18 protein-coding genes and 1 tRNA gene are annotated in these 18,865 nt (G+C 69.5%); 11 read left to right on the top strand and 8 right to left on the bottom strand.

Annotated elements, in window-relative coordinates:
* Positions 1–161: 161 nt before the first annotated feature.
* A tRNA-Ser gene (locus tag ACFFJD_RS15425) sits at positions 162–246 on the bottom strand.
* 115 nt (positions 247–361) lie between these two features.
* On the opposite strand from ACFFJD_RS15425, the gene ACFFJD_RS15420 reads away from it, so the two are divergent.
* Positions 362–1,327 (top strand): NAD(P)H-quinone oxidoreductase, encoded by a 966-nt coding sequence (locus tag ACFFJD_RS15420; protein WP_382365730.1) that lies wholly within the window; start codon positions 362–364, stop codon positions 1,325–1,327.
* A 28-nt stretch (positions 1,328–1,355) separates the two neighbouring features.
* Here ACFFJD_RS15420 and ACFFJD_RS15415 read toward each other — a convergent pair whose 3' ends face one another.
* A complete protein-coding gene (locus ACFFJD_RS15415; RefSeq protein WP_382365728.1) occupies positions 1,356–1,823 on the bottom strand; it encodes a MarR family winged helix-turn-helix transcriptional regulator in 468 nt (155 codons plus the stop codon).
* Positions 1,824–1,968: 145 nt separating this feature from the next.
* Positions 1,969–3,162: an aminotransferase class V-fold PLP-dependent enzyme gene (locus ACFFJD_RS15410; RefSeq protein WP_382365726.1), complete on the bottom strand. Its 1,194-nt coding sequence runs from the start codon at positions 3,160–3,162 to the stop codon at positions 1,969–1,971.
* Positions 3,163–3,272: 110 nt separating this feature from the next.
* Between ACFFJD_RS15410 and wzm the strand changes: the two genes are divergently transcribed.
* From wzm to ACFFJD_RS15385, 5 genes are read left to right on the top strand one after another with little or no spacing between them, the layout of a single operon-like run.
* Positions 3,273–4,139 (top strand): galactan export ABC transporter permease subunit Wzm/RfbD, encoded by an 867-nt coding sequence (wzm, locus tag ACFFJD_RS15405; RefSeq protein ID WP_382365724.1) that lies wholly within the window; start codon positions 3,273–3,275, stop codon positions 4,137–4,139.
* Positions 4,140–4,148: 9 nt separating this feature from the next.
* Positions 4,149–4,964, top strand: coding sequence for a galactan export ABC transporter ATP-binding subunit Wzt/RfbE (gene wzt / locus ACFFJD_RS15400; RefSeq protein WP_382365722.1), 816 nt, complete (start codon positions 4,149–4,151; stop codon positions 4,962–4,964).
* Complete coding sequence (gene glfT1, locus ACFFJD_RS15395) at positions 4,961–5,887, top strand: galactofuranosyltransferase GlfT1 (protein ID WP_382365720.1); 927 nt, start codon at positions 4,961–4,963, stop codon at positions 5,885–5,887. Before wzt ends, glfT1 begins: the two co-directional genes overlap by 4 nt.
* Before the next feature lie 27 nt (positions 5,888–5,914).
* Positions 5,915–7,492 carry a serine/threonine-protein kinase gene (locus ACFFJD_RS15390; RefSeq protein ID WP_382365718.1) on the top strand — a complete coding sequence of 526 codons (1,578 nt, stop codon included), beginning with the start codon at positions 5,915–5,917 and terminating at the stop codon, positions 7,490–7,492.
* A 49-nt stretch (positions 7,493–7,541) separates the two neighbouring features.
* Complete coding sequence (locus ACFFJD_RS15385; protein ID WP_382365716.1) at positions 7,542–8,420, top strand: TIGR03619 family F420-dependent LLM class oxidoreductase; 879 nt, start codon at positions 7,542–7,544, stop codon at positions 8,418–8,420.
* A gap of 65 nt (positions 8,421–8,485) precedes the next feature.
* Here the strand turns inward: ACFFJD_RS15385 and ACFFJD_RS15380 are convergent, their stop codons facing one another.
* Complete coding sequence (locus ACFFJD_RS15380) at positions 8,486–8,917, bottom strand: GtrA family protein (RefSeq protein WP_382365742.1); 432 nt, start codon at positions 8,915–8,917, stop codon at positions 8,486–8,488.
* 109 nt (positions 8,918–9,026) lie between these two features.
* On the opposite strand from ACFFJD_RS15380, the gene ACFFJD_RS15375 reads away from it, so the two are divergent.
* Positions 9,027–10,226, top strand: a complete 1,200-nt coding sequence (locus ACFFJD_RS15375; protein WP_382365714.1) for a lipase family protein — start codon at positions 9,027–9,029, stop codon at positions 10,224–10,226.
* An 18-nt stretch (positions 10,227–10,244) separates the two neighbouring features.
* Here the strand turns inward: ACFFJD_RS15375 and ACFFJD_RS15370 are convergent, their stop codons facing one another.
* A complete protein-coding gene (locus ACFFJD_RS15370) occupies positions 10,245–10,706 on the bottom strand; it encodes a universal stress protein (RefSeq protein ID WP_382365712.1) in 462 nt (153 codons plus the stop codon).
* A 156-nt stretch (positions 10,707–10,862) separates the two neighbouring features.
* On the opposite strand from ACFFJD_RS15370, the gene dprE1 reads away from it, so the two are divergent.
* From dprE1 to ACFFJD_RS15350, 4 genes are read left to right on the top strand one after another with little or no spacing between them, the layout of a single operon-like run.
* Complete coding sequence (gene dprE1, locus ACFFJD_RS15365; RefSeq protein WP_382365710.1) at positions 10,863–12,281, top strand: decaprenylphosphoryl-beta-D-ribose oxidase; 1,419 nt, start codon at positions 10,863–10,865, stop codon at positions 12,279–12,281.
* 34 nt (positions 12,282–12,315) lie between these two features.
* A complete protein-coding gene (dprE2, locus tag ACFFJD_RS15360) occupies positions 12,316–13,077 on the top strand; it encodes a decaprenylphospho-beta-D-erythro-pentofuranosid-2-ulose 2-reductase (RefSeq protein ID WP_382365708.1) in 762 nt (253 codons plus the stop codon).
* 3 nt (positions 13,078–13,080) lie between these two features.
* Positions 13,081–15,015, top strand: coding sequence for an arabinofuranosyltransferase (locus tag ACFFJD_RS15355; RefSeq protein WP_382365706.1), 1,935 nt, complete (start codon positions 13,081–13,083; stop codon positions 15,013–15,015).
* Positions 15,016–15,034: 19 nt separating this feature from the next.
* Positions 15,035–15,781, top strand: a complete 747-nt coding sequence (locus ACFFJD_RS15350; RefSeq protein ID WP_382365704.1) for an MBL fold metallo-hydrolase — start codon at positions 15,035–15,037, stop codon at positions 15,779–15,781.
* 4 nt (positions 15,782–15,785) lie between these two features.
* Here ACFFJD_RS15350 and ACFFJD_RS15345 read toward each other — a convergent pair whose 3' ends face one another.
* The 3 genes from ACFFJD_RS15345 to aroQ form a co-directional block, all read right to left on the bottom strand.
* Entirely contained in the window at positions 15,786–16,436 is a 651-nt protein-coding gene (locus ACFFJD_RS15345; RefSeq protein WP_382365702.1) for a GAP family protein, read from the bottom strand.
* Positions 16,437–16,590: 154 nt separating this feature from the next.
* A complete protein-coding gene (locus ACFFJD_RS15340; protein WP_382365700.1) occupies positions 16,591–18,081 on the bottom strand; it encodes a DEAD/DEAH box helicase in 1,491 nt (496 codons plus the stop codon).
* Between the two features lie 253 nt (positions 18,082–18,334).
* Complete coding sequence (gene aroQ / locus ACFFJD_RS15335; protein ID WP_382365698.1) at positions 18,335–18,799, bottom strand: type II 3-dehydroquinate dehydratase; 465 nt, start codon at positions 18,797–18,799, stop codon at positions 18,335–18,337.
* Between the last annotated feature and the right edge of the window lie 66 nt (positions 18,800–18,865).

Genomic DNA, 18,865 nt, shown 5'->3' with positions numbered 1-18,865 from the left:
AACTGGGAAGACGGCAACGGCATCCAACACGGATGGGGAGGCCGAAGCCGATAGAACACCCCCACGCCACGCCCGGGCCATACACACATTTTGGCCTTTAACCCGGAAAGCAGATGAGTCGCGACATCGTGTGTGAGCGATGTCGCGACTCATGACAAGGGCGGAAGCGGAGGGATTTGAACCCCCGGTCCTTTTACAGACGCTCGCTTTCAAGGCGAGTGCATTCGGCCGCTCTGCCACGCTTCCCTGGTGCTCGACCATCCTATCGAGACCGGCACTGCGCCTCACTCGAGGCCCCGCTCGGACCCGCGACTCGCGCGAGAGGTCGACGCGGTCGGGCCGCACTGGAAGACTCGACGGCATGTACGCCATCACCGGTAGTGAGCAGCTGCAGTTGACCCAGGTCCCCGATCCGGTCCCCGCGCCGGACGAGGTGGTGATCAAGGTGGTCGCCGCCGGCGTGAACCGCGCCGACGTGTTGCAGCGCACCGGCTTCTATCCGCCGCCGCCCGGCGCCTCGGACATCATCGGCCTGGAGGTGTCCGGGCACATCGCCGCGCTCGGTTCACAGGTGGCCGGCTGGGCCGTCGGCGATCCGGTGTGCGCGCTGCTGTCCGGCGGCGGCTACGCCGAACAGGTGGCCGTTCCCGCGGCGCAGCTGCTGCCCATCCCGGACGGAGTCAGCGTGCGCGACGCGGCGGCCCTGCCCGAGGTGGCCTGCACCGTGATGTCGAACGTCTTCGTCGGCGCGCGCCTGCAACCCGGCGAGATGCTGCTCATCCACGGCGGATCCAGCGGCATCGGCACCCATGCGATCCAGGTGGCCAAGGCGTTCGGCGCCACGGTCGCCGTCACCGCCCGCAACCCCGAGAAACTGGCGCGGTGCGCCGAACTCGGCGCGGACATCCTGATCGACTACAGCTACGAGGACTTCGTCGCCGCCCTCAAGCCGCTCGGCGGCGCCGACGTGGTGCTCGACGTGGTGGGCGCCAAGTACCTCGGCCGGAACGTCGACGTCCTGACCAAGGACGGACGCCTGGTGGTGATCGGCATGCTCGGCGGCCGCAAGGCGGAACTGGATCTGGGCAAGGTCCTGGCCAAGCGCGCCACCATCATGGGCACCACGCTCCGCGCGCGGCCGACGACCGGACCGGGTTCGAAGGCCGAGGTGGTGGCCGCCACCCTGGAAGGCACGTGGCCGCTGATCGCCGCCGGAGCGGTGCGCCCGGTGATCGACACGGTCTACCCGCTGGCAGAAGCCGGCGCCGCGCTGGATCGCCTGGTCGACGGTTCCACCATCGGCAAGATCCTGCTCGAAGTGGGCTAGCCGCCGGTATCCGTGGCGCGAGAAGGACTCAGTCGTCGGCGCCGTCGGCGGCGACCTTCTCGCCCACGCGCCGGAACATGTCGACGAAATCCCCGAACTCGGATTCGGACAGCACACTGAAGACCAGTTCTTGCACGGCCTGGTCACGGGCCTCGTTGATCGGCGCCTGGGCGGCACGCCCCTCTGGGGTGATACACACCCACTTCTGCCGCGCGTCCCCGCGAGTACCGTCGGCCACCGCGATGTAGCCGGCCCCGATCATCCGAGCCACCTGACGCGACACCGTGCTCATGCCGATGTGCGTGCGCTCGGAGAGGTCGGAGATCCGCAGCCGCGGCGCGGACGCCAGCGTTTCGAGTAGCCGCGACTCCGAGTGCGTCAGATTGGTTACCTCATCGGTGCGTCGCCGAATACCGTGATGCAGTTCCCACGCCGCATTCACAAAATCCTGCCACTGTTTGACCTGTGCCGGTGACAGTGCACCCCGCTCTGTCACGTCGCTGAACTTCCCCTGGTCTGCCAACTCGCCATTCCTCCCCCCCAGCGCGGTCCGTAGCTGCACAACGCGCTGGTCATACAGTACCGAAATGACCGATTAACGACAGGCGAAGGGCCCTATTCCGACGGGTCTTCGCAAAAGTTCACCCGAACGACCCAAGAACGCGGGCCAGCTGGTCGATCTCGTACGGCAGCGCGTACGGAGCCAGACCGACGGTCACGGCGCCACCGACGTCGGTGACTCCGATCCTCGACAGCGCTCGACTCGGCACCTGAGAGAGGGCGCTGATCCCGTTGTCGGCGAGCCGCTGAGCCACCTTGGCCGCCGACACGCCGTCGACGACGAAGCTGACCGCCGGAATGCGGTGCGCGTCGGCCCCGATCACGTGCACCCGGCCGAGCTGCGTCAGCGAATTGACCAAATAATGTGTCAGGCGCTGCACGTAGTCGTAGGTGCTGTCGAGCGAGGTGGTCAGCCGGCGACGACGCTTGCCCGTGGCTTCCTGATCCAGGCCCGCCAGATGTTCCACCGACGCGACCACCCCGGTGAGCATCGGACCGGGCAGCGACTCGGCCTCCAGCCGGCTCGGCCCGGTGGCGCGCGGATCCATCGACACGCACGACCACGACTCCAGCCGCGCCGGATCGGCGACGACCATCGCGGCCATCCGCGGACCGCCCCACCGCGCGGGACTGAGCAGCACCACGTCGGCCCCGAGCTCGGCGATGGACATCCGCACGTACGGCGCCGCGGACGACGCATCGACCACCAGGAGCGCACCCGAGTCCCGGGCGTAATTCGCGATCTGGGCGACGTCGACGATCGCTCCGGTCACCGATGAGGCCAAGGTCACGGCGATGACTTTGGTGCGCCGCTGCACCAGATCCGCGTACTGCCACTCCGGGAGCGTTCCGTCGGAGACGTCGAGCTCGGCCCAGCGGACCTGCGCCCCGTGCGCGCGAGCCCCGCGCAGCCACGGCACGATGTTCTCCTCGTCGTCCAGCCGGGAACAGATCACCTCGCCGTCCCACTCCTCGGCCGACATCGCATCGGCCAACGCCGCCACCAGAATGCTGCGCGACGGACCGAGCACCACCCCCGCCGGATCGGCGTCGAGCAGGTCAGCGAGGGCGCGCCGCGCACTCTGCTCCACCTCGGCGGCGGCCAGCGCCTGCGGATAGGCCCCGCGCGGGCCCACCGGAAGCGCCCGTACCCCGGTGCTCATCGCACTGGCGACGGCGTCGGGAACCTGCTGTCCGGCCTGAACGTCGAAATGAATCCAGCCGTCGCCGAGGGTGGGGAACAATCCCCGCACCGAGGCGACGTCGAAGGGCATGCACCACACGATAGACAGTGCACCGAGGAGATTGGACGTCGTACGCCTTCTGTGCCCGCGCGTCTCGCCGGAACCGGCCGTCGGTCGCCTCGCCTGTATCCTCAACCGTTGTGTCAGTGGCAAACCTCGACGGCGATATTCCTCCCGCCCCACCAACCTCCGACTCCCGGACCTTCGCTCGGGGCGTCAAGGACCTCGTCGACGGCTTTCGCGACTCGGAACTGTGGCTGCACCTGGGCTGGACCGACATCAAGCAGCGCTACAAGCGATCGGTGCTGGGACCGCTGTGGATCACCATCGCCACCGGTGTCACCGCCTTCGCGATGGGCCTGCTGTACGGCGAGCTCTTCGGCCAGGACCTCACCTGGTTCCTGCCGTACGTCGCCCTCGGATTCATCTTCTGGAACTTCATCTCCAACTCGATCCTCGACGGCTCGGTGGTGTTCTCCACCAACGAGGGCCTGATCAAACAGCTGCCCGCGCCGATCAGCGTGCACGTCTACCGGATCGTGTGGCGACAGCTGATCATCTTCGCGCACAACATCGTGATCTACGTGGTGATCCTGATCATCTTCCCGCAGCCGCTGACCTGGACGGCGCTGCTGGTGATTCCGGCGATCGGGCTGTTCGTGCTCAACGCCGTGTGGGTGACCATCGTCTTCGGTGTGCTCTCCACCCGGTTCCGCGACATCGGCGAGCTGCTCAAGACCGCGGTGAACCTGGTCTTCTTCCTGACACCGATCATCTGGTCCACCAACACCTTCACTGGCGACCAGGGCGAACGCGTCTCCGGCCGCATGCGGTTGGTGGAACTCAATCCGATGTACCACTACCTGGAGATCGCTCGCGGGCCGCTGATGGGCGAGTCCGTGGCCGCCTACCACTGGTGGGTCGTCATCGGCTGCACCACCGTCGGCCTGTCCGCCGCGATGCTGGTGATGCGCAACTACCGCGCCCGCGTGGCGTACTGGGTTTAGGAGTCCCCCGTGACCAATTCCGACATCCGGGTCGATACCTGGGATGCCTGCGTCGACTTCCCGATCTTCGACGCCAAGACCCGTTCCCTGAAGAAGGCCGTCATCGGCGCCGCGGGCGGCGTCATCGGCGCCAACAACTCGCGCACCGTGGTGGTCGAGGCGCTGCGCGACATCAACCTGCACCTCAAGCACGGCGACCGCGTGGGCCTGGTGGGCCACAACGGCGCGGGCAAGTCGACGCTGCTGCGGCTGCTGAGCGGCATCTACGAGCCCACCCGCGGCAGCTGCCAGGTCCGGGGCCGCGTCGCGCCGGTCTTCGATCTGGGCGTCGGCATGGATCCGGAGATCTCCGGCTACGAGAACATCCTGATCCGCGGCATGTTCCTGGGCATGTCCCGCAAGCAGATGCTGGCCAAGACCGACGAGATCGCCGAATTCTCCGAGCTGGGCGACTACCTGGAGATGCCGCTGCGCACCTACTCGACCGGTATGCGGGTGCGACTCGCGCTCGGCGTGGTGACCAGCATCGATCCCGAGATCCTGATCCTCGACGAGGGCATCGGCGCCGTCGACGCCGAGTTCATGAAGAAGGCCCGCGTCCGCCTGCAGGCGCTGGTGGAGCGTTCGGGCATCCTCGTCTTCGCCAGCCACTCCAACGAGTTCCTGGCCCAGCTGTGCGACCGCGCCCTGTGGATCGACCACGGCCAGATCCGCATGGACGGCGGCATCGAGGAGGTGGTGGGCGCCTATCAGGGGCCCGACGCCGCCGCGCAGGTCCGCAAGGTGCTGGCCGAGCAGGGCAAGACCGCGGGGCCCGACGCATGAGCGCACCCGCGGCCGAACGCATCATCGGCGTCGTCGTGACGCATCGTCGGCGGGAACTGCTGACCGAATCCCTCAAGGTGCTGACCACCCAGGACCGGCCGCTGGACCACCTGATCGTGGTCGACAACGCCGCAGAACCCGAGGTGGGCGCCCTGGTGGCCGCCCAGCCCATCCCCACCACCTACCTGCCGTCCCAGCACAATCTCGGCGGAGCCGGCGGTTTCGCCCTCGGCATGCTGCACGCGTTGGCCCTCGGTGCCGACTGGGTGTGGTGCGCCGACGACGACGGCCGCCCGGAGGGCCCGCAGGTGCTCTCGACCCTGCTCGCCTGCGCGCACCGTCACGACCTGGGGCAGGTCTCGCCCGTCGTGGTCAACATCGACGACCCCGACGCGCTGGCCTTCCCACTGCGCCGCGGCCTGGTGTGGCGCCGCCGACGCAGCGAACTGTTCGCCGACGGCGAGGCCCAGACCGACGACCTGCTGCCGGCCATCGCGTCGCTGATGAACGGCGCGCTGTTCTCAGCCGCCACCCTGGACCGCATCGGCGTGCCGGACCTGCGGCTGTTCGTCCGCGGCGACGAGGTGGAGATGCATCGTCGGCTGGCCCGCTCGGGCGTCGCCTTCGGCACCTGCCTGACCACCGCCTACCTGCACCCCGACGGTAGCGACGAGTTCCGGCCCATCCTGGGCGGGCGCATGCACACCCAGTACCCGGACAACGAGACCAAGCGCTTCTTCACCTACCGCAACCGCGGCTACCTGATGAACCAGCCGGGCATGCGCAAGCTCCTGCCGCAGGAGTACGCCCGCTTCGGGTGGTATTTCCTGGTGCAGCAGCGCGACGTCGCGGGCTTCCGCGACTGGATGCGCCTGCGGCGACTGGGCCGCAACGAGCACTTCGGCGGCCCGGACCGCGGGTGAGGACGACCGGCGACCGAACGGAGCACCATGTCTGAGACGATCGCCGGCTACCGCGTGCTGTCCCGGATCGGCGACGGCGGCATGGGCTCGGTCTATCTGGTGCAGCACCCACGGTTGCCGCGCCAGGAGGCGCTCAAATTGGTGGCCGCCGAGCTGAGCAGCGACCCGGTCTACCGCGCCCGCTTCGCCCGCGAGGCCGATGTGCTGGCCGCCCTGGATCATCCGAACATCGTCCGGCTGCACGACCGCGGCGAAGTGGACGGCCAGCTCTGGCTGACCATGGAGTACATCGACGGCTCCGACGCCGCCACTCTCATGCATCGGCAGGGGCGGCTGCCGATGCCGGTGGTGGTGGACATCGTGCGCGCCGTGGCCGCCGCGCTGGATTACGCGTGGCACACCAGCCGCTTGGCCCACCGGGACGTGAAACCCGCGAATGTCCTGATGGGTCGGCGCACCGCGCAGGACGGCGCGGCGTCCATCAAGCTGGCCGACTTCGGGGTGGCCACCGGCCCGGAACGGACCCAACTGACCGCGACCGGCATGGCGGTGGGCACGCTGGGCTATCTGGCGCCGGAGAGCCTGGGCGACGCGCAGGTGGACGACCGCTCCGACCAGTACTCGCTCGCCTGCACCGCCTACCACCTGCTCACCGGCCGCCCGCCCTACGGCGACGGTTCTCCGGCGACCCTGCTGCGCGCGCACCTGTACGAATCGCTGCCGGCGCCGTCGACGCAGGTGTCCGGTCTGCCGCCGCACGTCGACGCGGTCATCGCCCGCGCCACCGCCAAGGATCCCCGCGAGCGCTTTCCGTCGAGCACCGCGTTCGCGCAGGCGTTGGCGGCGGCGCCCCACCCGGCGGCCCCGCCCGCGCCGCGTCCCGCACCCGGGCAGCCGGCACCCCCGCAGCCCCTCCTCCAGCAACCGGCGGCCCAGCTACCGGGCGCCCAGTCGCCCAAGCCGCGCACCCGGGCCATGCCCGCCGCCCAGTGGCCGGACCCGCCCCACCCGTATCCGCCCGTCCCGCCGCCGGCCGACGCCGACGACTCCGGGAAGGGGCGCTCGCGCCGCAGCCTGCTGATCGCCGGCGGCATCGGCGGCGTGCTTCTATTGCTGCTGGCCGGACTCGGCGCGTGGCTGGTACTGCGGGGTTCGGACGACCCCGCCCCGGTGCCGCTGGCCGCGCCGTCGTCCACCAGCACGTCGGCTTCCGCCTCTTCCTCCCCGTCCTCGCCGGCACCGTCGTCGTCCGACGATGCCCCGCTGTCGGCGATCTTCGGCACCTGGACGGGCACCTACCTGTGCCGGCAGGGCGAGAGCGCGGTGACGATCACCATCAAGCGCGGCCTGATCGACGACCAGGTGAACGCGACCTTCGCCTTCGGCCCTACCCCGCAGAATCCGGACACCGAACCAGGTTCCTTCCAGATGGCCGGTGTCCGCCTCGGCGACGACGTGATGTTCAGCCCGCTGCGCTGGATCGATCGGCCCGGGGACTACGAGATGGTGCCCATGCAGTTGGACGGCCCGTTCACCGCGGACACGACGCGGCTGACCGGTCGGATCCTCTCGCCGGGCTGCGGAGCGATCTCCGTCCGGCGCTGATCGACCCACCCCCGCCCCAGCGGCTAGAACGTGTTCTAGTGTGTTGGGCATGCGTTTCACCTTCGCCGAGGCGATGACCGACACCAGCTACTACGCTCCGCTCGCGCAGGCCGCCGAGGCCGCGGGCTTCTCCGGCATGACGATCCCGGACTCGTTGGCCTACCCGGAGGAATCCGACGCGACCTACCCGTACACCCCGGACGGCAACCGCGAGTTCCTGGAGGGCAAGGACTTCGTCGAGACCTTCATTCAGATCGCCGCCCTCGGCGCGGTGACCAGCACCCTGCGCTTCCTGCCGTTCGTCCTCAAGCTGCCGGTGCGCCCGCCCGCGCTGGTCGCCAAGCAGGCCGCCTCCATCGCCCACCTCACCGGCAACCGGCTGGGCCTGGGCGTGGGCACCAGCCCCTGGCCGGAGGACTACGACATCATGGGCGTCGACTTCGCCCGCCGCGGCAAGCGCATGGACGAGTGCATGGACATCATCCGCGGCCTCACCTCCGGCGACTACTTCGAGTTCCACGGGCAGTTCTACGACATCCCGAAGATCAAGATGGCCCCGGCGCCCACCGAGCCCATTCCGCTGCTCGTCGGCGGCCACGCCGACCTCGCCCTGCGTCGCGCCGTGATCCGCGGCGACGGCTGGATGCACGGCGGCGGTCCCGCCGAGGAGCTCGACGAGCTGCTCGACAAGCTCGCCGCCATCCGCAAGGCCGAGGGCAAGGAGAACGACCCCTTCGAGATCCACGTGATCTCCATGGACGCCTACACCGTCGACGGCATCAAGCGACTGGAGGACAAGGGAATCACCGACGTGATCGTCGGCTTCCGCCTGCCGTACATCATCGGCAACGACACCGAACCGCTACAGAAGAAGATCGACCACCTCAACTGGTACGGCGAGAACATCATCGCCAAGGTCGACGGCTGACGCCGCGCGGACACCGGCACGGCACCGCACCGCAGCTCGGTGATCGGCTGCGGGCCGGTGCCCAGCTAGCGGATCTTGAAGATCACCACTCGCTGCACCACGAAGTTGATCACCGTCGCCACACCCTGCGCGACGACGAAGGCCGCGGCCGAGTACAGCCACGTCTCCGGCCACAGCACCGACAGCCACGCGTACAGCCCGACGTTGACGGCGAAGGTGGTCGCGTACAGCAGGAGCACGGCCACGAAGCGGGCGGCGCTGGGTTCGGCGCGGAAGGTCCAGCGCCGGTTGATCAGGTAGGCCACCGTGGTGCCCAGGATGAAGCCGCCCGCCTTGGCCACCGCGAACGGCGCCCCCACCACGTACTGCAGCACCATGGTGAGCCCGTAGTCGAGCACCGCCGACCCGGCACCGGTCATCACGAACCGGATCAGCTGGGTCTTCAGGTCGACGTCGGTCGACGCCTCCTCGTCGTCGAGGGGCAGTTCGATCGGCATCGGCGCGTGCCGCGTCGCGAAGTCCTCATGATGCGGCGGATGCGACGGGTCGTGGCGGGGATCGGGGTCGGGCACCCTAACAGCCTAATGTCCCCTAGTCTGAACAGTCATGAAGCCACTGGTGCGCCGGGTCGCCACGACCGTCCTCTCCCTCGCCTGCGCGGTGAGTCTCACGGCGGTCGCCGCCCCCGCCCAGGCCGACCCGACGCCCAAGGCCGTGTGGTCCGGGCTCGACGCTCGCGACTACTCGGGCCCCATCGGCACACCCGGCACCCTGCTGGCGCAGACCCCGCTGGACCCGGCGGTCTCCCTGCCGACCGCGGGGAAGGCCTACCGGATTCTCTACGCCACCACCGACGTGCACGACAAGCCCGCGACCAGCACCGCCGCCATCTTCCTGCCGCGCACGCCGGCCCCGAAGGCCGGCTACCCGGTGATCGCCTGGGCACACGGCACCACCGGTCTCGGCGACGACTGCACGCCGTCGGCCCTGCCCCGCTCCGAACGCGACGACGCCTACCTCGGGCACTGGCTGCGGCAGGGCTACGCGATCGTCGCCACCGACTACGCGGGTCTGGGCACCCCGGGCCTGATGAGCTACCTCAACGGCGAGGTCGCCGCGCACTCGGTCGTCGACTCGGTCAAGGCCGCCCAGCAAACCGGTCTGCCACTGTCCAAGAAGTGGGCCATCGTCGGCCAGTCGCAGGGCGGCGGCGCCGCCCTCAACGCCGCCCGGCGGGCCACCGCCTACTCGCGCGGCAGCGGCCTGGACTACCGCGGCGTCGTCGCCACAGGCACCCCCGCCAACATCGAGCACGTCATCTGGCAGGCCGGCCCGGCGTTCCCGCCGGTCGCTCTCCCGGCGGGCTTGAACGTCTACGCTGCCTACATCCTGGCCGGGTTCACCGACGCCCGGCCCGACCTGCACGTGGAATCGGTGCTGACCCCGCGCGGACGTCGGGTGCTCTCGATGGCCGAGAAGCTCTGCTATTCCGAGCTCGCCGACGCCCTCACCGGCGAACGCGTCAACACCTGGTTCACCCGGCCGCTGGCGAGCGTGCCCGGCGTGCAGGGCGCACTGGTCGAGTACATGAGCACCCCGTACTCCGGCTACGACCGTCCGGTCTTCCTCGGGCAGGGCCTGCTGGACACCGACGTCCCCGTCGTGTCGGCGGGTTCGCTGTACGCGCAGATGCTCGCTGCCGGTCAGCCCATCGAGTTCCACCTGTACCCGGGCGAAGACCACTCCGGCGCGGTCCTGGCGTCGATGCCCGACTCCACCCCGTTCCTCGCCCGGATCATGCGCTGACGGCAGGCTCCGCCGCGCTCAGGGCTCCACTTCGGCGCCGCTGAGCTGCGGCGGATCGGTCCGGTCGTCGATGTCGGCGACCGGGGCGCTGCGATGCTCGGCGGACGGCTTCACCACCAGGATGGGCTTGCCGCACGAGACCAGCAGGTACTGCGAGGTGCTGCCCAGCAGCAGCTTGCCCACCTGGGTGCGCCGCCGCATGCCTATGACCAGCATCTCGGCGTCCGGGTGATCCATCGCGGCGAGCAATTCCTCCGCAGGGGTCGCGCCGATCGGCTGCTGCAGTCGGTAGCGGAGGCCGGACGCCTTGAGCCGCTGCTCCACCTGGGCGATCTCGTCCGCGTCGGCGATCCGTCGGCCCCGCACCTCCGAGACCGCGCTGATCACCAGCAATTCGGTGTCCCTTAGTCGGGCCTCGACGATCCCCTGCTCCAGACACACCCGACCGAAGGCCCCCGGCGCGTAACCCACGACGATCATCGCCGCCGACTCCCTCCCGTCGTGCTGACACCGTCTCCAGTTGTGAGCCTATCGGACGCGAGAACCCCCGAAACGGGCGCAAAATGTCCGTTTTATTCGCGTCACGCGCGCCACATCTAGGCAATCCACAGATTCCGACGAGTACTCTCCTAGGCGATGAAGAACCACGATGTACTCCCGATCCAGACGCGGACGCTGATGGGCTGGGGTCGCACCATGCCCATCGAGGGGCACGTCCTGTCGACCCCGTACCCCGACGTCATCGCCCAAGCCGTCGCGCAGGTCGCCGACCGCAAGGCCGACAAGCCGTCGTACCTGAGCCGCGGCATCATCGCCCGCGGCCTGGGCCGTTCGTACGGCGAGAACGCTCAGAACGCAGGCGGCCTCACCATCGACATGACGGGGCTCACCCGGATCTACTCGATCGACAGCGACACCGCGCTCGTCGACGTCGACGCCGGCGTGGACCTCGACACGCTGATGCGCGTCGCGCTGCCGCACGGCCTGTGGGTTCCGGTGCTTCCGGGCACCCGCCAGGTGACCGTCGGCGGCGCCATCGCCTGCGACATCCACGGCAAGAACCACCACAGCGCCGGCAGCTTCGGCAACCACGTCGCGGAGCTGAACCTGCTCGTGGCCTCCGGGGACGTCCTGACCCTGGCACCCGAGGGCACGCCCGACGACCCGGACGCCTCCATCTTCTGGGCCACGGTCGGCGGTATCGGCCTGACCGGCATCATCTTGCGCGCCAAGATCAAGATGACCCGCACCGAGACGGCGTACTTCATCGCCGACGGCGCCGTGACCCGTTCGCTCGACGAGACCATCGCGCTGCACACCGACGGCTCCGAAGAGAACTACACCTACAGCTCGGGCTGGTTCGACGCGATCAGTAAGCCGCCGAAGCTGGGCCGCGGCACCTTCTCGCGCGGCTCGCTGGCCACCCTGGACCAGCTGCCCGACAAGCTCGCCAAGGACCCGCTCAAGTTCGACGCGCCGACCCTGGTGAACTTCCCGGACGTCTTCCCCAACGGTCTGGCCAACAAGTTCAACTTCGGCCTGATCGGCGAGGCCTACTACCGGATGGGCGGCAACTACACCGGCAAGGTGCAGAACCTGACGCAGTTCTATCACCCGCTGGATCTGTTCGGGAACTGGAATCGCGCCTACGGCTCCAAGGGCTTTCTGCAGTACCAGTTCATCGTGCCGCCGGAGGCCGTCGAAGAGTTCAAGGGCATCATCTACGACATCCAGGGCTCCGGGCACGTCAGCTTCCTGAACGTCTTCAAGCTGTTCGGCGAGGGCAATCAGGCACCGCTGAGCTTCCCGATGCCGGGCTGGAACATCTGCGTGGACTTCCCCATCAAGAAGGGCCTGCACGAGTTCGTCTCCGAGCTCGATCATCGCGTGATGTCCATCGGCGGACGCCTGTACACGGCGAAGGACTCGCGCACCACGGCCGAGGCCTTCCACGCCATGTACCCGCGCGTCGACGAGTGGCTCAAGGTGCGCCGTCGTGTCGACCCGGACCAGGTCTTCATGTCGGACATGGGTCGACGACTCGAACTGGTCTAGTCCCCGCACCCTTCACTCACCGAAAGAGATCCCCATGTTCAACGCCGTCGGCGTCCCCCAGTCCATCCTCGTTCTCGGCGGCAGTTCCGAGATCGGCCTCGCCATCACCGCCGAGTACCTCTCGCGGGGTCCGATGCGCGTGGTCCTGGCGACCGTGCCGAACGATCCGGCCGCCGAGGCCGCCGTCGCCGCGATGAAGACCGCGGGCGCCAGCAGCGTCGAGCAGCTCGACTTCGACGCCCTCGACACCGCCTCGCACCCGGCGGTGATCGACGCGGCCTTCGCCGGCGGCGACATCGACGTGGCCATCGTGGCCTTCGGCATCCAGGGCGACGACGAACAGGCCTGGCAGGACCAGAAGCTCGCAGTCCTCGAGGCCGACATCAACTACACCGCCGCGGTGTCCGTCGGCGTGCTCCTCGGCGAGAAGATGCGCGCCCAGCGCCACGGCCAGATCATCGCGATGAGCTCGGTCGCCGGCGAGCGGGTGCGCCGCTCCAACTTCGTCTACGGCTCCACCAAGGCCGGTCTGGACGGCTTCTACCTGGGCTTGGGCGAGGCCGTGCGCCCCGACGGCGTGCGCGTGCTCGTGGTCCGCCCGGGTCAGGTCCGCACCCGCCTGTCGGCCCACGTGGCCGAGGCGCCGCTCACGGTGAATAAGGAAGACGTCGCCCAGCGCGTGGTCGCCGCCGTGGAGAAGGGCAAGGACGTGATCTGGGTGCCCGGTCCGTTCCGTTTCATCATGATGGTCCTGCGGCACATCCCGCGCCCGATCTTCCGCAAGCTTCCCGTCTAACCGATGGTGAGCGCACCTCGCCGGGGACGCGACCTGCTGGAACTGCTCGGGGCGCTGATCCTCGGCGGAGTGGTCGGCATGGTCGGCCTGCGCGTGATCGACGCGGCGGCCTGGCCGGCGTACAACACCTCCAACGTCACCCGGGCCCTGACCACCCTCGGCCAGGTGCTCTTCGTGCTGGTCGCGGTGGTCGCCGTGGTGACGGCGCGGTACCGGCCGTCGTGGCGGCTGGCGTCGTCGTGGCTCGGATCGGTCGCCTCGGCCGGTCTGGTGACGGTGAGCCTCGGCATGCCGCTGGGCGCCACCAAGCTCTACCTGCACGGCCTGACCGCCGATCAGCAGTTCCGCACCGAATACCTCACGCGCCTGACCAGCAGCCCCCACCTGGCCGACATGACCTACGTGGACCTGCCGCCGTACTACCCGGCCACCTGGTTCTGGTTCGGCGGACGCTACGCCGACCTGCTCGGACTGCCCGGGTGGGAGGCCTACAAGCCGTGGGCCATCGTCTCGATGGCCGCCGCCGCCGCGCTCGGCGTGGCGCTGTGGAATCGGATGGTCGGCGTGGGCGTCGGCACCGGGGTCGGCCTCGCGGTCACCGCGGCCACGCTCTACTTCGCCTCACCCGAGCCGTACGCCGCGGTGCTCATCCTGGTCGGCGTGCCCATGCTCGTGGTGATCGCCTCGGCGCTGCGCGGCGGCGGCCGACTGGCCGACGGCCCGTCGGCCTCGACCGGCACCAACTGGCTCGCGGTGATCGCGGCCGGGGTGTTCCTCGGTGTCTCGGCGACGGTCTACACCCTCTACACCGCCCTCTTCGCCGGTGCGGCGATCCTGATCGCGCTGGTGTACCTGGTGCAGGCGTGGCTGGCCGCCCGCAACAGCGCGATACCCGCCGACATGCTGGCCGCGCAGCGACGCGCGCCCATGCTCGCGGTGCTGGTCCGCCTGCTGGTGATGGGCGTGCTGGCGATCGCCATCGCGCTGATCTTCTGGGCCCCGTACTTCCTCAAGCGGTTCGGTTCCACCGTCACGGTGTCCGGTGCCGCCGAGCACTACCTGCCCGAGGGCGGGGCCCTGATCGGTCTGCCCATGTTCCAGGTCACCCTGCTCGGCCTGCTGACCCTGATCGGGCTGGTGTGGGCGGTGCTGCGCATGCGTCGTCGCACGATCGCCTTCTCCTTCGCCGCTGCCCTGGTCGGGATCGTCGTACTCACGCTCGCGTCGCTGGCGCGCACCGCCATCGGCAGCACCCTGCTCTCGTTCCGCCTGGAAGCGGTTACCGCCGCGATCCTCGCGGCCGCCGGAGTCTTCGGCGTGGTGGAGCTGTCCCGGGCCGCGGTGGGCCGCTTCGGCGACATCCGCACGGTGGTCGGCGTGCTGGCCGCCGTGGGCGCGGTCGGCGTGGCCCAGCAGGTCCCGGCGACCCTGTCGAGCGAGATCACCATCGCCTACACCGATACCGACGGCTACGGCCAGCGCGGCGATCACCGGCCCGCCGGGTCGGAGTCGTACTACGCCGAGCTGCATCGCCTCATCCGGGAGCAGACCGGCCGACCGGCCACCGAGAACGTGGTGTTGACCGCCGACTTCAGCTTCCTGTCGATCTACCCGTACTGGGGATTCCAGGGCCTCACCTCGCATTACGCCAACCCGCTGGCGGAGTTCGAGGCCCGCGCGGCCACCATCGCGCAGTGGGCGGAAGCCTCCGATCCGGCCGAGCTGGCCGCCCGCATGAAGGCGAGTCCGTGGCGGACGCCGGACGCTTTCGTCTTCCGCTACAGCGCCGACGGCTACACGTTGCGTCTGGCCAAGGACGTCTACCCGAACGATCCGAACATCAAGCGGTACACGGTGACCTTCGATCCGGCCGTCTTCGACGATCCGGCCTATACGGTGACCGAAGTGGGCCCGTTCGTTCTGGTGGTCCGCAACTAGCCTTCGCGAGGGAGCGGCCATGGACCTGCGGATCGACAGTTCGACGGGTGCGTCGGGCGACGTGCATTTCGTGTCCACGGACACGGTGAACTGGGTGATCCTGCGGTCCGACGACGGCGTGACGCTGATCGACGGCGGTTACCCCGGCCACGCCGAGGCGGTGCTCGAGTCGCTGCGCCGCGTCGGCGGTGCGCCCGAGGAGATCCGGGCCGCGCTGCTGACGCACGCACACGTCGATCACCTGGGCGGCCTGGTGCGGCTGCGGCAGCGGTATCGGTTCGAGGTTTACGCCGGCGCCGACGAGGTGGCGCATGCGCGACGGGAGTACCTGGAGCAGGCGACCGCGGCGAGTTTGGCGCCGATCGCCTGGCGGCCTCGGGTGCTGCGCTGGCTCGGCCAGATCATTCCGCTGGGCGCCCTCGACAAGACCGGGCTCGACGACGCCACCGAGTTTCCCGATCTGGCGGCGCTGCCGGGTGCCCCGGTCGCCGTGCCCGCGCCCGGGCACACCCGCGGGCACACCGCGTTTCTGGTGGCCGACGGGCAGGCACTGGTCTCCGGCGACGCGCTGATCAGCGCCCATCCGACCACGACCCCGCCCGGGCCGCAGTGTCTAAGCCCGGTCTTCACCCACGACCCCGACCGCAATGCCGAGTCGCTCGAGGCACTGGCCACCACCGACGCGCGTCTGCTGTTGCCCGGCCACGGTCCGCGCTGGGCGGGCACCATGCGCAACGCCGTCAACCAAGCCCTCTCCCGCCGCTGAGCGGTCACAGTCCGCCCAGGCCCTTGCCGATCAGGACCACGCCCAGGACGACGAACAGCACCGCCATCACCGCCTGGTTATTGGCGTCGAGCCACTCCTTGATCGCGTTCAGCGGGCGACGCAGCGCGTCCGCGGCCACCAGGTAGGCGAGCACCGGAGCCAAGACACTCGCGGAGGCCAGCACCACGAAGACGCCGGCCGCGCCGACCAGCGGGCCCGTCGCGAGCCCGGCCGATCCGATCGCGACACCGGCGGCAGCGCACAGCATCAGATTCTTGGGATTCACGGCTGCGAGCACGACGCCGAGCGCCGTCGCTTTGAGCCAGGTCATCTCCTCGATGGCCGTCAGCCACGCCGGGGTGCCCTTGCTGTCCGCGCGGAACTGCTTGATGCCGGCCAGCAAAAGCCCGATGCCCAGCACGATCTTGATCCAGCCGGCAGCCGTTCCGGGCTCATCGGTCTGGTCCACGGCGTCGCCGAGGGCGATGAAGACGGCCGTCGCTCCGATGAGCCCGCCGAGCCAGCCCACCGCGAAGCCGAGGCCTTTGGTGCGCGCACTTCCGCCGAGCAGCATCAGGATCACGGCGATGATCGGCATCGGCGAGATCGCCACGCCCACCGCCATCGGCAGGATCTCTCCGACCACCGGATTCATCGTGGGGCACCTCTCGCTCGGGTCGGCGCCGACGGCGCCACCCCGCCGACCTTAGTGCCTGGAATCCACCTGCGGACCGGCGGGCGATGCGCGCGCCACGTCGCGGTGGTCGCCACTGGGGCGACCACCGCGACGTGTATCAGCGAATGGAGTGTCAGCGAGCGGTGGGTGCACCGGCCGGGCGTCGCGCGCTGCGACGACGACGCTGCGCCGGAGCACCGGCGCTGTCGGTACGCGGCTGCGACGACGAGGACGTGTACATGCGCTGGCCGGACTCGCCGGCACCATCGGCCCGACGACCGCTGTTGCCGCGACTACGACCGCCGCCGGTGGCGCTGGAAGCACCCGCGCCCCGGCCCGATCCGCGACCCTGACCGCCGCCGCGACCCGAGCGGGCCTGGCCGCCGCCACCGCCGCCGGAGCGGCGACGCGGCTGCTGCTGCTGAGGTGCCGCCTCCGGAGCGGGCTCCCGGTACGGAGCGCGCTCGCCGACCAGCTCGTCGACAGCGGCCGACGAGGCGGTGACCTGCTGCGGCGTCACCTTGATGGCCGCCTTCTGCAGCATCTTGCGGAGGTCGGCGCGCTGCTCGGGCAGGCACACGGTCACCACGTCACCGTTGCTGCCGGCGCGCGCGGTGCGGCCGGAGCGGTGCAGGAACGCCTTGTGCTCGGCGGGCGGATCCACGTGCACGACCAGTTCGACGTCGTCGACGTGCACGCCGCGGGCGGCCACGTCGGTGGCCACGAGCACGCGGGCGCCGTCGGCGGCCGCGAACGAGGCCAGGTTGCGGTCACGCTGGTTCTGCGACAGATTGCCGTGCAGATCCACGGACGGGATACCGGCCGCGGTCAGCTTCTTGGCCAACTTCTTGGCCTGGTGCTTGGTGCGCATGAACAGGATGCGGCGCCCGGTGCCGGAGGCCAGCTCCTGGACCAGATCGTTCTTGTCGCCGGTAGAGCGCACCTCGAACACGTGGTGGGTCATCTTCTCGACGGGGCTGGTGGCCTCCTCCAGCGAGTGCGTGACGGGCCGATCGAGGAAGCGCTTGACCAGCTTGTCCACGCCGTTGTCCAGGGTGGCCGAGAACAGCATGCGCTGGCCGCCCTTGGGGGTGGCGTTCAGGATGCGGGTCACACCGGGGAGGAAGCCCAGGTCGGCCATGTGGTCGGCCTCGTCGAGCACGGTCACGGCCACGTCGTCGAGGGAGACGATGCGCTGGCCCATCAGATCCTCGAGGCGACCGGGGCAGGCGACGACGATGTCGACGCCGCCGCGCATCGCGCGTTCCTGACCGGCCTGCTTGACGCCGCCGAAGATGGTGGTGACCTTGAGGCCCATCGCCTCGGCCATCGGGGTCAGCGCGGTCGCGATCTGGGTGGCCAGCTCGCGGGTGGGCGCCAGGATCAGCCCGGTCGGACGACCCGGTGTGCGCTTGCGGCCGGCCTGGGCCAGGCGCGCGACCAGCGGAATCGAGAAGGCCAGGGTCTTGCCCGAGCCCGTCTTGCCGCGGCCGAGCACGTCCCGACCGGCGAGGCTGTCGGGGAGGGTGTGCTCCTGAATCGGGAAGGCCGCGGTCTTGCCGTCGGCGGCGAGTGCTCCGACGATCGGAGCGGGGACGCCGAGTTCGGCGAAAGTGGTGGTCATGGTGATGTCAGCCCTTTACGGCTAAGGACCTCCCGGCGCGCATGGGCGGGCCGGGGCACAGTGAGTGCACGGCCGAGCCACCGCAAGGAAAGTCACGTGGCGAACACGCAGGTGTGCGTATCCGTTCGCCGCAGGAAAGTCAGTGATCGGCCGGCAACTATGACATCGGCTGCGATCTCCGGAGCGTTCTACGACGCGCGGTGCCGAAGCACCGATGAATCCACCGTACGCGTCCGACGACCCCGAACCCGCATCAAGAGATGAGCGTCACCAGACGACGGACGGCGTATTCGTAGCCCTGCACACCGAAACCGGCGATCACGCCCGCCGCGATCGGCGACACGTAGGAGTGCCTGCGGAACGACTCGCGCGCATGCACGTTGGAGATGTGGACCTCCACGATCGGCACCTCCGGGATCACCAGGGCGTCGTGCAGCGCTACCGAGGTGTGCGTCCACGCACCCGGGTTGATAACGATGCCGCTGATCGCGCCGCGCGCGGCGTGGATCGCGTCGAGCATCACGCCCTCGTGGTTGGTCTGGAGCGCCTGCACGCCGAATCCGGCCTCGGCGGCGGTCCGCTCCACCAGCGCCACCACGTCGTCGAGGGTAAGGCTCCCGTAGACCTCCGGTTGGCGGGTCCCGAGCATGTTCAGATTCGGCCCGTTGAGCAGCAGAATGGGCAGCGGAGCAGCGGCAGCGGACCGATCGGTGGACATGCTGCGAAGTCTACGAGAGATCGCAGTCCGATCACCGGATCAGCACGATCTGCGCCATCGTCGGGT

Origin of the sequence: Gordonia phosphorivorans (assembly GCF_042432625.1) — a bacterium.
Taxonomy (GTDB): domain Bacteria; phylum Actinomycetota; class Actinomycetes; order Mycobacteriales; family Mycobacteriaceae; genus Gordonia; species Gordonia phosphorivorans.
This window is presented reverse-complemented; position numbering and strand designations above follow the sequence as displayed.